14 protein-coding genes are annotated in these 15,999 nt (G+C 52.5%); 2 read left to right on the top strand and 12 right to left on the bottom strand.

The window, feature by feature from the left end; genetic code table 11:
• Positions 1-3 precede the first annotated feature (3 nt).
• The 4 genes from AWR27_RS22175 to AWR27_RS22160 form a co-directional block, all read right to left on the bottom strand.
• Positions 4-678, bottom strand: a complete 675-nt coding sequence (locus AWR27_RS22175; protein ID WP_077133212.1) for an alpha/beta fold hydrolase — start codon at positions 676-678, stop codon at positions 4-6.
• Between the two features lie 12 nt (positions 679-690).
• Positions 691-2,193: a DUF1501 domain-containing protein gene (locus tag AWR27_RS22170; RefSeq protein ID WP_077133211.1), complete on the bottom strand. Its 1,503-nt coding sequence runs from the start codon at positions 2,191-2,193 to the stop codon at positions 691-693.
• Between the two features lie 54 nt (positions 2,194-2,247).
• On the bottom strand, positions 2,248-2,589 hold the full coding sequence (locus tag AWR27_RS22165) for an endonuclease domain-containing protein (protein WP_232326070.1): 342 nt from the start codon (positions 2,587-2,589) through the stop codon (positions 2,248-2,250).
• A gap of 87 nt (positions 2,590-2,676) precedes the next feature.
• A complete protein-coding gene (locus AWR27_RS22160; RefSeq protein ID WP_077134147.1) occupies positions 2,677-5,418 on the bottom strand; it encodes a DUF1553 domain-containing protein in 2,742 nt (913 codons plus the stop codon).
• 1,206 nt (positions 5,419-6,624) lie between these two features.
• On the opposite strand from AWR27_RS22160, the gene AWR27_RS22150 reads away from it, so the two are divergent.
• Positions 6,625-7,089, top strand: coding sequence for a hypothetical protein (locus tag AWR27_RS22150; RefSeq protein ID WP_077133206.1), 465 nt, complete (start codon positions 6,625-6,627; stop codon positions 7,087-7,089).
• A 183-nt stretch (positions 7,090-7,272) separates the two neighbouring features.
• A complete protein-coding gene (locus tag AWR27_RS22145; RefSeq protein WP_077133204.1) occupies positions 7,273-8,142 on the top strand; it encodes an Rpn family recombination-promoting nuclease/putative transposase in 870 nt (289 codons plus the stop codon).
• A 36-nt stretch (positions 8,143-8,178) separates the two neighbouring features.
• Here AWR27_RS22145 and AWR27_RS22140 read toward each other — a convergent pair whose 3' ends face one another.
• From AWR27_RS22140 to AWR27_RS22105, 8 genes are all read right to left on the bottom strand, one after another.
• Positions 8,179-10,572: a sialate O-acetylesterase gene (locus tag AWR27_RS22140; RefSeq protein ID WP_077133203.1), complete on the bottom strand. Its 2,394-nt coding sequence runs from the start codon at positions 10,570-10,572 to the stop codon at positions 8,179-8,181.
• Positions 10,573-10,598: 26 nt separating this feature from the next.
• Complete coding sequence (gene serS / locus AWR27_RS22135) at positions 10,599-11,870, bottom strand: serine--tRNA ligase (RefSeq protein ID WP_077133202.1); 1,272 nt, start codon at positions 11,868-11,870, stop codon at positions 10,599-10,601.
• Positions 11,870-12,262, bottom strand: a complete 393-nt coding sequence (locus AWR27_RS22130) for a HEPN domain-containing protein (protein WP_077133200.1) — start codon at positions 12,260-12,262, stop codon at positions 11,870-11,872. Before AWR27_RS22130 ends, serS begins: the two co-directional genes overlap by 1 nt.
• A complete protein-coding gene (locus AWR27_RS22125; protein ID WP_077133199.1) occupies positions 12,259-12,567 on the bottom strand; it encodes a nucleotidyltransferase domain-containing protein in 309 nt (102 codons plus the stop codon). The genes AWR27_RS22130 and AWR27_RS22125 overlap by 4 nt, the downstream gene beginning before the upstream one ends.
• A gap of 19 nt (positions 12,568-12,586) precedes the next feature.
• A complete protein-coding gene (locus tag AWR27_RS22120; RefSeq protein WP_077133198.1) occupies positions 12,587-13,912 on the bottom strand; it encodes an aspartate kinase in 1,326 nt (441 codons plus the stop codon).
• Positions 13,913-14,008: 96 nt separating this feature from the next.
• The gene (gene ribH / locus AWR27_RS22115) at positions 14,009-14,515 is read right to left on the bottom strand and encodes a 6,7-dimethyl-8-ribityllumazine synthase (protein ID WP_077133197.1); all 507 of its coding nucleotides are present in this window, start codon (positions 14,513-14,515) and stop codon (positions 14,009-14,011) included.
• Positions 14,516-14,733: 218 nt separating this feature from the next.
• On the bottom strand, positions 14,734-15,429 hold the full coding sequence (locus tag AWR27_RS22110) for a tetratricopeptide repeat protein (protein ID WP_077133196.1): 696 nt from the start codon (positions 15,427-15,429) through the stop codon (positions 14,734-14,736).
• 67 nt (positions 15,430-15,496) lie between these two features.
• A complete protein-coding gene (locus AWR27_RS22105; protein WP_077133195.1) occupies positions 15,497-15,739 on the bottom strand; it encodes a DUF4926 domain-containing protein in 243 nt (80 codons plus the stop codon).
• Between the last annotated feature and the right edge of the window lie 260 nt (positions 15,740-15,999).

Below are 15,999 nucleotides of genomic sequence, written 5' to 3'. Positions count from 1 at the left end.
CGCTCAGGGGCGATTGCTCAGCAGTTCCCGAATAGGTTTGGCTACGGCTTCGGCATGGCAAACCAAACAGAAATGGTCGCCGGGGACTTCCACAAACGGCTCATCGGGATACCGAACCACGTTATCGGGTCGGGCATGAATCCGCAAATCGGGCTGAACGGTTAGGGGCGGCACGTTGGCAAAAAGCGTCTGCAACTGCTGCCACAAATACGGTCGGCTCATCTGCCGCGAACCATCGATCAGCCGATTGTACACCTCCCGCGACTCATCGAAAGGGTATTGCCTCTTAAAAAAACTGTTGAATACTTTACTTTGAGTAACGCCCGTCACAAGCAAAAACCGGATGAACGTCAGGTTATCGGTCGGGAACAGAATCTTCTTCTGATCGGTCCAGGACCCCAGTTGAATGGCCGTTGCGCCGGTAACTTCTTTGATGTTGATAGCCGTCCAGCCGCCCATCGAGTGGCCGATTACAACGTCTTTCGCCGTAATGTTGTACTGACCGGCTATATAGTTTGCCAGTGACCTCACATTGATTGGGCCGATAGGTTGCCAGCGGGCAAACTCCTCCGACAAATTAATTCGCACATACTCAGCCGGTGGCAGCAACGGCACCAACTGGTCAAAGATGGTTGGGTCTTCAACGTACCCGTGAATAAGAAAGATGCGGTTGGGCATAGCGCAGTAAACTTACGCTAAAATCGGCTTGATTACCTTCCCGGCCACGTCGGTCAGGCGGAACGGGCGACCCTGAAACTGATAGGTCAATTTGGCATGGTCGAAGCCGAGCAGGTGCAGAATCGTGGCTTGGAGGTCGTGGACGTGGGTTTTGTCTTTCACGCCATAGTAGCCAATATCGTCGGTTTCGCCGTAGCTGAAGCCGCGTTTAACCCCCCCGCCCGCCATCCAGACCGTGAAGGCTTCGAGGTGGTGGTCGCGGCCCATGAACGGCAGCACCTGCCCGTCGCGGTTTTCCTGCATGGGCGTGCGGCCAAACTCACCGCCCCATACGACCAGCGTTTCATCGAGCAGCCCGCGCTGTTTGAGGTCGTTCAGCAGAGCCGCCACCGCCTGGTCCGACTCGCGGCACTTGTTTTTCAACCCGATTTCAATGGCCCCGTCGGCACTCGTGCCGTGTGTATCCCAACCCCAGTCGAACAACTGCACGAAGCGAACGCCACGCTCAACCAACCTTCTGGACAACAAACAGTTCCGGGCAAATGAGCCTTTGGCCGGGTCAACGCCGTAACTGTCGAGAATATACTGCGGTTCGCTCTTGATGTCCATCGCGTCGGGCACCGACATCTGCATCCGAAAGGCCAGTTCGTACTGGGCAATACGGGTCAGAATTTCGGGGTCTTTCACGTCGTCGTACTGTTGCTGATTAATCTGACTGATGGCGTCGATGGTTTGTTTGCGCACGTCGCGGCTGATGCCCGCCGGGTCAGACGCATACAAAACCGGGTCGCCGTCGGTGCGGCACTGCACGCCCTGATACACCGTCGGCAGAAAGCCACTTCCCCAAACCGACTTGCCCGCGTCGGGTTGTTTGCCACCCGATGCCAGCACCACAAAGCCCGGCAGGTTATCGTTTTCAGTACCCAGCCCATACGTCACCCACGAGCCAATGCTGGGCCGACCCAGCCGGGCATTACCCGTATGCATCAGCAACTGTGCGGGTGCATGGTTGAACTGGTCGGTATGCATGGCTTTGAGGAACGAGATTTCATCGACAACGCCCTGTAAATGCGGCAGATAGTCAGACACCCACGCACCCGACTGTCCGTGCTGGGCGAATTTACCCTGCGGCCCCAGCATTTTCGGAACGCCCCGAATGAAGGCAAATTTCTTTCCTTCGAGCAGTTCCTGCGGGCAGTCTTTGCCGTTGTACTTGATCAATTCGGGCTTGTAATCGAACAGTTCCAACTGGCTCGGCGACCCGGCCATGTGAATGTAGATTACCCGCTTCGCCTTCGGCACAAATTGCGATGGCTGCGGCAGAGAAGGGTTGTCAGTAATGGGCGACGGGCCACCTACGGCAGCCGTGCCGTTCTCTTTTCCGAAGAAACCACAGCCGCCCAGAATAGAGCTAAGGGCCATCGCGCCCAGCCCAGTTGAGCAGGTATGCAGAAAATGCCGCCGGGTTTCGCGCTCGGCAGCGGCTTGTTGAAGTTCTTTGAGCAGGTTGTTCATAGTGTTTTTACCCCACCCCCGGCCCCTCCCCTGTTTTCAGGGGAGGGGGGAAGCTCAATGTGAATTGTTTACGAACTGTTCACTAATTCGTTGCAAAACGCTGCTTATGTCTGCTTCGACCTCATCGTTTTTAATGCGTATCGTTCTGATACCAAGATTCGCCAGCGCGTCATCCCGTTCCTGATCGTGCAGAAGGTTTTCTGGCTGTTGGTGTACAGAGCCATCGACTTCAATCGCCAACCGTTCGGCAGTGCAGTAAAAATCAAGTACGTAACTACCAACGCTGTGTTGTCGCCTAAACTTTCGCCCACCTAACTGATTGCTTCTCAGATAGCTCCAAAGTATAGCTTCGGCATCGGTAAGCTGTTTTCGCAGTTCCCGACGCAGTTCTTCCATATTCTTTCTATTGTGTAAAATCTGTCCCATTGGTATCCAGCTAAGCCCCTCCCCTGTTTTCAGGGGAGGGGTTGGGGTGGGGTAAAGTCACTCTTTCGTTATCACCTCGTCCAGATTCAACATCGTATTTGCCGTAACGGTCAGCGCGGCCAATTGGGGCGTTGCGTCTGTGCAGGCCATCAGTTTTTTCACTTCGTCGGGTTTTTGCTGATAGTGCGCTTCCGTATTTCGGTACAGTTGCAGTAAAACAGTCAGCTTCTTCGGAGCCAGATCGCGGAGCATCACGCGCCGGAAACCGGCCTGAATCTGCTGTTCGGGCGTTTTGCCGTGCTGTCGCATATACTCGGCTAAGTGCTGGGCAGCTTCAACATAGACCGGGTCGTTAAGCGTGACCAAAGCCTGCAACGGGGTGTTGGTACGAAGTCGGCGCAACTGGCAAAACTCGCGGCTGGGGCTGTCGAACGTCACCATCGATGGATACGGGGCCGTGCGTTTCCAGTAGGTGTACAATGCCCGCCGGTGCAGGTCTTCGCCCTCGCTTTGCTTCCAGCTTTCGCCGTCGTAGGGCGACTGCCAGATGCCATCGGGTTGCACCGGCATTACACTTGGACCGTACATTTTCTGGCTCAGCAACCCGCTCACGGCCAACGCCTGATCGCGCACGGCCTCGGCAGAAAGCCGGACGCGCGGCCCCCGCGCCAGCAGTTTGTTGAACGGGTCTTTTGCCAACAGTTCAGGCGAGGCTTCCGACCGCTGCCGGTACGTAGCCGACAGTACCAGACGTTTCAGCAGTTTCTTTACGCTCCAGCGGTCGGTTTCCATAAATTCGACTGCTAAATAATCGAGCAGTTCGCGGTGCGTGGGCGGAATGCCCTGCGTACCCATGTCTTCGACCGTTTCGACAATACCCGCGCCGAAGAGTTGTTCCCAGAATCGGTTTACGGCTACGCGGGCCGTGAGCGGGTGGTCGCGGCTGGTCATCCAGCGGGCCAGACCGAGCCTGTTTTTGGGCAGTTTAGCGTCCATTGCCGGAAAAATCTTCGGCACGTCGGGCGATACGCGCTTGCCTTTCACCAGCCAGTTACCCCGCTCGAAAATATGCGTAGTTCGGGCCAGATCGCCCGTACCGTCGAGCATAATCGGCGTTTGGTCGACTTCTTTGTTGAGCAGGGTTAGATAGCGTTTCTCCTGCGCGGCATCGGGCAGAGCCTGTTGCAAGGCCACCCACTTAATCATTGTCCAGTTTTTGGGATTTTTGGGGTTACTGAACGAGAAAAACAGCGTATGCCGCCCAGCCACCGCCGGTATCGAAAATGCCTGAATGGTATCGTTCCATTGATTGCCGGTCTTCGGTACGGGCTGCGTAAGCAACACCGGCCCGTCGGGTTTATCCTGCCGAACAACAAGGCTGGCTCCAGCGTCCTTCGTACCCCAGGCGAGCAACAGCCGGTTTTTGCCGGTCATGTCAACGCCATCCAATTGCCCCAATCCATTGTGCTGCGCCCCGAAAAACTTGGCATCGAGCAGCGACGCATTAGCTACCTGTTTGATGCTGTGCGAGTTATACTTCGGCTCCATCGTCCGCAAAAACCGCTCATGCGCCGATTCGCCCCGTGCCGAAACGTTCTTCAGCATCCAGTGTTTCAGGGCCAAAGCCTCTACCGAATCTTTGTCCCTGTAGAATCGCAGCGTGGGTGTATCGGTTGTTACGTCCTCGTCGCGGGCGTTGTTGAAGAAGGCGAGATACTTGTAATACTCATCGTGCGTAAAGGGGTCGTAGGGGTGACTGTGGCACTGAATACAGGCGAAGGTCGTACCCTGGAATACGTCCCACGTAGTATTAACCCGGTCCATGACAGCCGCCACCCGGAACTCTTCGTCCTGCGTGCCGCCTTCGTCGTTGGTCATGGTATTGCGATGAAAGCCCGTTGCGACCAATTGATCGTCGGTAGGTGTGGGTAACAAATCGCCCGCCAGTTGCTCAGTCGTGAACCGGTCGAACGGCATGTCGCTGTTGAAGGCTTTGATGAGCCAGTCGCGGTATCGCCAGATTTTCCGACCAGGGTCGCGCTCGTAGCCTTTGGTATCGGCGTAGCGGGCCAAATCGAGCCACATGCCCGTCCAGCGTTCGCCGTAAGCGGGCGACGCCAACAGCCGGTCAACCACTTTTTCATACGCGTCCGGCGATTTATCGTTCACAAAGTCAGCCACTTCCCGCTCGGTGGGTGGCAACCCCGTGAGGTCGAGCGACACGCGCCGGATGAGCGTAGCCCGGTCAGCCTCGGGCGAACGTAACGACGTAAGATTTTGCGTCTCTAACTCGCGCAGAATAAAATGATCTATTTCGTTTTTAACCCATTTTGTTTCGTCGCTTTCGGCCAAACCAAGGCGACTCCAGAACGTGCCAACTTCCGGCACGTCGGGCCGTTCCACGCGCTGATAGGCCCAATGATCGCCCCATTCGGCACCCTGATCGATCCATTTGGTGAGCAGGTCAATTTCGTCGGGTTTCAGGGGCGGGTGATCGAGCGGCATCCGCTCGTCGGGGTCGGTGAGTGTAAGCCGCCGGATGAGTTCGCTATTGTCGGCGTCGCCGGGAATAATGGCCGGTTTGCCCGACTTGGCCGGGGCCAGTGCTTCATGTTTGAAGAGCAGCGAAAAGCCCGACGCCTTCTTAACGCCCCCGTGACAGGCAATGCAGTTTTTGTTGAGAATAGGCTTAATCTGCGTGTTATAGTCAACGCGCTTCTCAAACACCCCCAAAAACGACGACAGCGTCAGTGCCACCGCACCGCCCACCGCGCCCAACACCATCCATTGCGTTTTCATACGATTCAGACAAACGAAAACCCGACTCAGTTGTATAAACGAATCGATCAACGGTTTTACCTATAAAGAAAGCATCGGCGGGTCTGAATTTAACGAGAAGTCAGCGTAAAGCGTTCAGGAAGAGGGGGATGAGTGGAGCATAAGTACTTTTCTTCAAATAAGGTAAACTTTAAATTTACCATTCAATAAATTTATATATAAAGTAGTATTTGACAACTTATTATTGTTGTACAGTTTCAGCATATAGGCAGCGCAATGACTGTGATGCAGTTGTTGCATTGATAGCCTGTATCCTTCAAACTGATTGTCGTTGTAAGCAAAGTCAGATATAGGATTCTGTTTCTGGATTGCGGCTGTCGGGCCAAACACCCCGTTTAAGCGGCTTTGGTTTTTATATTCAAGTTTCTGACGACCCAGGAACGCCCCGGTTTGGCAGGTTTGTAATACTCATCACAATCAAATTTCGAGTCTTTATGAGTGACTCTATACATTGTCCTAAGTGCAATTCAAATCAAATTTCAGCCCAAAAACGTGGTTTCAGTAGTGGCAAAGCCGTTGCTGGTGCTGTAGTTATAGGTGGTGTTGGCGTACTTACGGGCTTTCATGGCAGTGGCAATGTAGACGTACATTGCCTAAAATGTGGTCATACTTGGTCGCCAGCACGCCGGTTGACAGAGCAGCGACAAGCCCAAGTTTTAGATGAAAAACGTTGGAAGGCTAATTTCTATCATGCGTTTGAAAACAGTTACTTGTACAAAGCGGAGGAGATTATTCTTGACCAACGGCCTTACATGTTAGAGGCTTCCACTCTGCCAGAGATTTACAAAGACCTGAAAAAAGAAGACAGGAATTCCAAGCTTATTATGCTAATTCTTATGGGATTAGTTGTTGGAGTAGTTGGCTGGGTAGCATCTTGTATAGGATGAATTCAGCAGGTCTTGTCCGATAGGCCAACCGATCAGGTTAGTGAAATTTTAGTCTAAAATCTATTTGTTCTTTATTGTCCGTTCTGTAAGAACTGGCTTCCCGCCGACAGAAGTACGTCGCAAAGGGCAATACTTGGGCTTCTATTTCCGCTTTTGGGCTGATAAATTAAATGTCTGAGTAATACAAATGTAGGCTTAGAGGTCGGCGTCCGTCTTATAAGCTAACTGTCACAAAAGGATAGTTTTGTTACAATCAACATTATATGGTTTGAAATAAGACATGAGCGAATCTGTACAGTGTCCAAAGTGTAAATCAACGCAAATTTCAGCCCAAAAAAGGGGCTTTAGTGGTGGAAAAGCTGTAGCAGGTGCTATAGTGACTGGCGGAGTTGGAGTGCTCGCAGGTTTTCACGGCAGTAGTAACATTGATGTTTACTGTTTGTCATGCGGTACTAAATGGAATCCAGCTAAACGGGCAACCCAAGAAAAGCAGGTCCTTATGGCTAAAAAAGCTGCACATGAGAGTAGTTGGAAAAAAAATTTCTACAAAGCATATGAAAATGGTAATCAAGAGCGAGCAACAGAAATTGTTACAAGTGAGTCACCGCATCTAATAAGAAATGGAGATTTGGATGGAGCGTACAGACATCTTAAAAATAACGATAAGGTAACGACAATCATCCAAATCATTTTCTTGATTCTGATTGTGTTGTTTTTCGGCTGGTTAGTATCAAAGTGTAGTTGATTGCGCTTCGCGCGGTCGGCTGTCTCTGTGACAGAACGCACGCCCACTGAAGACGATTTTTAGCTTAAATAAACGGTTGTGTAAAGGTTTAGGAACGTGTAATCAGTCGCCCAACACCAACCCCCGCGCCCGTTACTTATTCCTCCGCACCGATACTTCCCGTCGTTTTCGCGTCTGTACTGTATGGACTTGTACAGTGAAGACAGACGGTTTATCTCAATCCTTTCTGATTACGGTTTTAAGGCAACCTTCGGCAATGAAGCAGATAGCCTGTTTTTGCGGGTAGCTTTGCAGGCACTGATTAAATCAGAGACGCCAATTCGTGACGTGCGTTTCGACAAAAATGCTTTCGAAGCGTTGACCATAGACAGTCGGAGCGGCATTTTTGATTTAGCCTGTACCGACGAAAACGGTACACAGTTCATTGTCGAAATGCAGTTAGGACTGGCCCCTCACTTTGTACAACGCATGAAATTCTACGCCTTGCACAAATTCAATACCGTAGTGGAGCGGGGCGAATTTGACTATGCTAACCTGCCCCGAATCTACGCTATTGCCATTTTAGTGAAGAATATATTACCAACAACCCGTTTTCATACGGTTGCCAATCTGCGAAGCGAACAGGGCGAAACTATTGACTCACAAATGACATTTATCATTGTAGAGTTAGCTAAATTCACCAAATCAATAGCTGAGGTAGAAACCGATTTAGATAAACTTATTTACACGATGAAGACGCTTCATACAACCGAACCGACTCAATACCCGGCATTCTGGAATGAGGAGTGGCTCCGCCGTGCCATTGAGGAGTTGGACACCCGAAAGATGACCCCGGAAGAGCGGGCCTATTTCGCTCGTGTAACAGCCGCCAACGCAGAGGCCGTGAAGGCTGAAAAGCAACGAATTAAAGAAGCTAAAGAAGCTGAGAATTTATCAGTAAAGACAGAGACCGTTAAAAACCTCTTGAGTTTGGGCATTTTAACCGTTAGTCAGATAGCCCAAACTGTTGAGGTGAGTGAAGATTTTGTTCATAAGCTCGCCAGCAACAGATAATATTCCTGCTACCAACGCTGCACTGTTTAGCCCCGTTCACCGTACCCGCACGTCGAGTTGTGCGGTGTCGTCTTCGCCGTTGGTGGTGCCGTTGTTAGGGGTGCTGTCGGGGTCGGCGGGGGTGGCTGAGGTGAGTTGGGCCGCGCAGATACCGCGCCCGATGGCCGTAGCCCGCGCCCGGAACATAAACGTATAGCTGCTACCGGCGTCTAAACTGTTCAGGCTTCCTACTAAACTGGCTCCGTACACAATCAGATTATCGCCCGGCACAAATGTTTGGCTGGCGGGCAGATAGGCCGCCACGTTCAGGTTTGTAGCCGGTTGCCCACCCACATTGGTGAGCGTCAGGCTATACGAAACTACGTCGTTCAGGCGTGGGCTGCGGTTGCTCACGGTCAGGCTAAGGCTAATATCAGCTTTGGTCGGGCTGGGCGCGGGTTGGTTGGACTGCACGGCTGGCAGCGGCACCTGATCGGGGTTGGGCGACACATATATGCCACCGCCCGATTGTGTGGTACGGAAATCGATAATGGCCGCGTCGTCCTGACCGTCGCCAGTACCCGAGTTAGGCTGGCTGTCGGGATCGGGCATAGACGACTGGCTGATTTCGGCAGCATTGCGGTATTGCCCTACCGCCGTGGGTTGAACGGTGAAACTCAGCGGCACCGTAGCCCCGGCGGCTACGTTGGTGAGCGTACCCGTCAGAACGCCGTTGCTGACCGACAGGCCCGGCGCGTTCAGCACGGTGAGGTTAGCGGGCAAACGGTCGCGCACGGTTACGCTACCAACCGCGCCCGGCCCGGCATTATGAACGAGCAGAGTTATACCTACCGGCCCACTTTGCCCCAGTGTACGCGCCCCGGATTGCATCGACAAACTTACATCGGCCAGCGGTATGTTGGTGGTGATGCGAAACAGATTCGACGGTACGGCAGGCAGCGCGGGCGAACTCGCCACTACGCGCACCTGATACCGCCCCGATTGGTAACTGCCGGGCAGTTTTACCCGCACCGGACTGGCTGGGCCGCTCCCCAGCGTGCTGATATATCGCCCTAACGAATCAAGCAGTTGCACTTGCCAGACGTTACCCGCGTTGAACGTACCCGACGTTACGAACGGCACAAAGAGACTGTCGCCGGGGAGTACATAGCTGGCAACGGAGCCGGTGGCCGCAAACACGCTGGGCACCGACGGCTGGGCGTTCTGGAAAAAAGCATTGTTCAGGCTGGCGTTCCAGTTGCGGGCAAACCGCGACAGCCCCATATTCGCCGGTATGCTGTTCGGATTCAGGTAGTACTGCGGATGGGGCGTTGGCCGAAACGCATTGCGGAAATGAACGTCTATATCGCCTGCATTTCGATTGACGATGGTATCGTTGTAGGGCCCTTGAAATACATTCAGGCCGGGCGTGTCGATTACACGCTGCTGTTCAGCAATCAGTTGGGGCAATGTGGGCGGATTATCGTTATTGCGCGAGGCTCTTGCTACCACCCACGGCAGGTTTCGCCCATTAAAGTCCTGTCTCGATTTCTGAACGATGCCCACCAGCCGGTCGTAATACTGTGGCACACTGCTGCTTCCGTTGCCATAGTCGTATTCGGCCTCGCCCTGATGCCAAAGCACCGCCCGAACGCCCGATACCGATGCATAATACTGTAATGAGTGCTTCAGATTGGTATAGGGTTGCAGATACGGCCAGTCGGCGTCGCACCAGTAGCGGTTGCAGGTGGGCAGGCCGTTGGCAGTTCGGTGCCAGTTTTCAGCAGTCGAACCGTCCCAGCCTGCTACGTAAAAAGCGACCGGCACGTTGTAACGATTCACAATATAGTCGCCCAGTTCGCCCCAGCCCCACGAACTTTCGGCTCTTGGATAAATGCGCCTACCCGCCGTGAGCGTCTTAAAAACCGGGACTGGAAATGGATCGCCTGACGATACGGCGTAAACGGCTCCCGGTGGGTAGGTGTCGTTGGTAGAATCGATAGCCACAACCCGGCCCGTTGCCGTGCCGAGGTCGTTGTCGCCAAAACCCAACCCGCGCGAGTTCGACTGTCCGGCGGTGATGAACACCTCGCCAATGCCTACCGGCTGTACGGTAGCGAATTCAGTAATCGTGTTGTTGACAATCGTGCGTACTGTCAGCACGTACCAGCCGCCCGGCCCGGTTATGTAGCCCAGAAAGAGGCCGTTTGCCGGGTTAGTCTGCACCGTTTGCCAGGGCGTCGCACTCCCCTGCCCTGCCGAAACGGGCGTAAGCTGCGCTTCAACCCGGTCAGCCGCGCCCGCCAGCCGACCCGTAATGTAAAGCCGCCCCGTTCCATCGGTTCCGCGCTGCACTACCAGCCGGGGCATTGGGTGCGTAATTTGAAGCTGCGCGAAAACGAACGCAGGCCAGTTTAACAACAAGACGGCCCATTTCAGGAACGATGGCATGGACAAGGAAGGAGTGCAAATGCCTGTTAGTTAATCACATCGAAGCCGCAGTACGGCACCAGCACCTTCGGGATACGTATACCATCGGGTGTTTGATTATTTTCCAGAATCGACGCCAGAATGCGCGGCAGGGCCAGTGCCGAGCCGTTGAGCGTATGCAGCAACTGGGTTTTTCCCTCGATTTTAGCCCGCAGCTTCAGCCGGTTGGCCTGATACGTTTCAAAGTTCGATACCGAGCTAACTTCGAGCCAACGTCCCTGTGCCGCCGACCATACTTCCATGTCGTAGGTCAGGGCCGAGGTAAAGCCCATATCGCCCCCGCAGAGCCGAAGCACCCGGTACGGCAGTTCAAGTTTTTGCAGCAGCGACTGCACGTGCAGGCTCATGCCTTCGAGGGCGGCATACGAGTTTTCGGGCCGCTCAATACGCACGATTTCAACCTTATCGAACTGATGCAGCCGGTTTAGCCCGCGCACGTGCGCCCCCCACGACCCCGCTTCGCGCCGGAAACAGGGCGTATACCCCACGTTGCAAATGGGCAACTGACTTTCGGCTACAATTACGTCGCGGTACAGGTTCGTGATGGGTACTTCGGCGGTCGGAATCAGGTACAGTTTATCTTCTGTAACATAATACATCTGCCCTTCTTTATCAGGCAGTTGTCCCGTCCCGAAGCCCGACTCTTCGTTGACCACAATGGGCGGCTGCACTTCTACGTAGCCAGCCGCGAGTGCTTCGTCCAAGAAGAAATTGATCAAAGCCCGCTGAATCCGAGCACCCTTTCCCTTGTAGACCGGAAAGCCCGCGCCCGAAATTTTGACGCCGAGTTCAAAGTCGATAATGTCGTACTTCTTGATGAGGTCCCAATGCGGCTGAGCATCGGCGTGGAGTGTCGGTATGTCGCCGTGTTCCAGTACCACTTCGTTATCATCGGCGGTGCGGCCTTCGGGTACGCTGCTGTGGGGAATATTCGGAATGGTTACAAGCAAGTCCTGCAACTGCTGTTCGGCGGTTTTTAGCGCGTCGTCTAAATTTTTAGAGCGTACTTTCAGGTCGGCGGTTTCAGCTTTCGCGGATTCGGCGGCTGCTTTGTTACCCGCTTTCATGAGCGCACCAATTTCTTTGGCTTTAGCGTTCGACTGCGCCAGCGTATCGTCCAGATCGCGTTGCGTATCGCGCCGTTGCTGATCGAGCGTCAGAACCTGTTCAATAATGGCATCGGCGTTGGCAAAGTGCCGCTTACGCAGGCCCGCCAGCACGGTGTCTTTATTTTCGCGAATGAAGGGAAGTTGAAGCATTAGTTCGTTATAATCAGCCGTTTGATAACGGTAATGAATTCTTCGGTTTGGGTCAACAAAGGCAGCACGTCATCGGCGGTGAAAACGGCGAAATCTTCGTAATCGCTGTCGTTGCGACTTTTAAATAAGTGACTATAAAACTTTCCCCACTGCCCATCGATGCGATTGGTTTTTATGTATTGATCGCCCAGCATCATCATAACGCCTTTGTGCGATTTTACCCGTATGTCTTCCTCAAGCATGATGGCTGTTAGGGCATGAAAGGCTGCGTAGTAAAGCCGGTTAATCGCGCCGTCCCACTGTTGAATCGCAGCCATAGCTTTTGCCGTATCCAAATCGGTGACCGCTTTCTGTAAACGATAGGCAACTACATCTTCTTTGGTTTTCTTCATAGCCGCCTGCCCTCATCTTTAACGTTCTGGTAGAGGTCTGTGACCTCTAAATCCTCCCACTCCTCTTTTTGGTGAATAAGAGTGCTAATCAACTGCCCGGATGTCAGTTCCAGACCGTATAAATGATCCCAGACAAAATACTTAAACTGTCGATTAACGGGCCTCTCAGTCAGCACCAAAAAATCCCAGTCCGAGTCGGGTCGTGCGTCGCCCCTTGCCCGCGAACCAAATAGCCACACCTCGGCCTGCGGATCGATTTCCAGCACGGAGCGTTTTACGGCCTGTAAGAATTCGGCGTCGGTCATGGCAGTTGGGAATGCAAAGTTACAGCGAAAATAGCCCTTCATTCAGGGCATTCAGCGCGTCGGCTTTATACTTGCCGTGAACAAGCAGCGAGAGGTTACTTTCGGTGCCGCCATACGATACCATCCGAATGGGGATGTTCTTCATCGCGTTGAACACACGCACGGCAACCCCCTCGTTATCAGCACTAAAATTACCAACAATGCAAATAATCGTTTGGTCGTAGTCGGGTTCTTCGAGCGTACAGAATGTGCTGAGTTCGTCGGTAATTTCCTGAATGCGTTCGGTATTATCAATCGTGACCGATACCGACACTTCCGACGTCGTAATCATATCGACCGGTGTTTTGTACTTCTCGAAAATCTCGAAAATCCGGCGCAGGAAACCGTAAGCGTTCAGCATCCGGGTCGAGTGAATATACAGAGCCGTGATACCATCTTTAGCCGCTACGGCTTTGAATACCTGATCGCTTGTGCGGTCGGCGATGAGCGTACCGGGCGCAGTGGGGTCCATCGTGTTTTTCAGACGCACCGGTACGCCAAACATGCGGGCGGGCGTAATGGTAGACGGATGCAGAATCTTCGCACCAAAATAGGCTAATTCAGCCGCTTCATCGAATGTCAGTTCACGAACGGGAAACGTATTTTTCACGATGCGCGGGTCGTTGTTGTGCATCCCGTCGATGTCGGTCCAGATTTGAATTTCCTCGGCCCGGATAGCTCCGCCAATCAGCGAGGCTGTATAATCGGAGCCGCCCCGCTTCAGGTTATCGACCTCGCCACGCGGATTCCGGCAGATAAAACCCTGCGTCACAATAATTTGCTTATCGGCATGAGCAGGCAATATTTCAGCCAGTTTTTCTTCTGTAAATTGAATTTCCGGCTCATTATCAGCGTCGATACGCATAAACTCCAACGCGGGCAACAGCGTTGACGAAACACCTTCTTCGGCCAGAAACGCATGAAATAGCTGCGTGCTGAGCAGTTCGCCCTCGGCCACGAGTTCTTTCTCCTGCTTGAGCGTAAACGGCTTGATGCGGGTTAGCGACCGGATGAACGAAAACTCGGCATCAACCACCTGCCGACCAGCCGCCCGGCCCGCATCGGTTTTGTAGAGTTCGCTCACAAACGCATCGTAATGCGCGTTGAGTTTGTCGATTTGCGCGTTGGCTTCGGCATCATTATTATTTTTCAAAGCCTCGCCAATAGCTAACAGGGCGTTGGTCGACCCCGACAGGGCCGACAGCACGACGATTTTACGGGTATCGTCGGCGGTAATCAGGTGGCGAATCGACTGCATCCGTTCGGGCTTCCCGACCGATGTACCGCCAAATTTCCAGACGTGCATAGTGGTTGAATGACTGAATGGTAGAGTGATTGAATGACTGAATAAACCCGACGTGGTTTGGCGGCTCATTCAATCACTCAATCATTCCATCATTCATTAGTTAAATTGGTACGAATAAACCAGTTTCTGTAATCCGAGCATTTTGATGGCTGTCATAGCGGCTTCATCGCCTTTGTTGCCATGTTTGCCGCCCGCCCGGTCGAGGGCCTGTTGCTGGTCGTTAGGCGTTAATACGCCGAAAATCACGGGCTTGCCGGTTTTCAGGCTTACGTTGGTCAGGCCCTGGGCTACGGCGTGGTTGATGTAATCGTTGTGTTTGGTTTCGCCCTGAATCACGCAGCCGAGCGCAATTACCGCATCAATGTCATCGCGCTGAGCGAACCATTGCGCCCCCAGCGTCAACTCATAGCTGCCCGGCACATTGCCACGAATAATGTTTTCCGCCTTTGCGCCATAGGCCAGCAGGGTTTCATAGGCCCCGTTGAACAGGGCTTCGGTCACTTCGGTATTCCATTCGGCAACCAGAATAGCAAACCGCCGATGGCTCACATCGGGCAGGTCGTCGGTAGCGAAGACGCTAAGGTTTTTGTGGGCTGATGACATGTCAGAACTGTGATTCGTCGGATTGACCTGATTTCGCTGATTGATTTAACTTGCAATTTATCAACTATTGTTGATTGCTATGTGTACTGATTTTCGGCTCAGGGCGAGCGAAAAATGAATCTGATTAATCAAAAAAATCTGACGAATCACAGGTCAAAAAAAGGGACAAAACCTCGGTTGGCTTTGTCCCTTCGCTGTATTGATTTGTTCAGATACGCTTACGACTCGCCAACTGTTGCTTCGAGCACGGATTTGTACTTCTTAGCCAGAACAGCCTCGGTCGATTGCGCGTAGGTATTGATGATGTCGTTGTACGTTTCGATAGCCTTGTCGTTCTGTTTGGCCTGCTCCTGGGCAATCGCCAGTTTCAGCAGATAACCGGGCGTAAAGTACTTATTCGGCTTATAATCAGCCGCTTTACTGTAATACTCAGCCGCTTCATCGTAGCTTTTCTTTTCCATGTAGGCGTCGCCGATGAGCGCGTAGGCACGGGGTTGCAACAGCAAATCCGATGCTGAGAAACCTTTCAGATAGTCTATCGCTTCATCGTACTTACCCTGCTTCATGAAAGCAACGCCTGTCAGCAACTTGGCCTGATTACCGGCATCGGTTGAGCCGTAGTTATCAGCCACGGCCCGCAGACCGGGCGTTCTGCCGTTGCCGTTGATTGCTTTGCTGGTTGAGTCGGCTTCGAGTTGATAGACGGACGGAAATAATTCAGCCTGCGCCGTTTCGTCCTGCGTACTGATGTAATATCTGTAACCAAAGAAACCGACGATCAAGGCCAGAATACCCCCAACAACTCCCAGTACCAGCTTTTGGTTTTGCTGGAAGAAGTCACCAACTTCCTCTAATTTGCCTTCTAATGCGTCCGGGTCTTCTAAAAACTCTAATCCGGGATTCTTTTTGCTCATGCTTTTGCAATTTGGATTGCAAAATTAGAAGGAATCTGCGTTACGGAAAAGCATAATGCTCAAAAGTTTACGGATTTGCCGTTTCCAGAACAGCCGTATCGCGTACACTCATGATTTCTGACGCCCGAACCGCCCGAATTTGATGCGCCAATAAGGTTTCAATCGCCACGGCTTCGCCCGTCAACGTGACAAATTCAACCTCAAATGCTTTGCCTTCACTGTAAACGGTTAAGATGGTGCCGACATCACCTGCTTTCAGGCGTTTGGCCGGTATGTTTTCATTCAGAACAACTAAATCAAATTCATTCATAAGAGGGCCTGAGGTCTACGTCAAACGTGGTGTCTACAATAAACTCAAATTGGAGAATAAGGTTACTCAGATAGCATAACGTCCGCTCAGTAACCTTGTTATATTAAAATTACTTTATATTTGCCGTGCTAATCTTCTAAGGGGTGCCCCAATATAACGGGCTGAGATTATACCCATTGAACCTGCACAGGTAATGCTGCGAAGGGAAATGTAGGGCGAACGGGTTGTTCGCCCGGATACACAAACCATCAAACCAAAGG

Origin of the sequence: Spirosoma montaniterrae (genome assembly GCF_001988955.1) — a bacterium.
GTDB lineage: Bacteria > Bacteroidota > Bacteroidia > Cytophagales > Spirosomataceae > Spirosoma > Spirosoma montaniterrae.
This window is presented reverse-complemented; position numbering and strand designations above follow the sequence as displayed.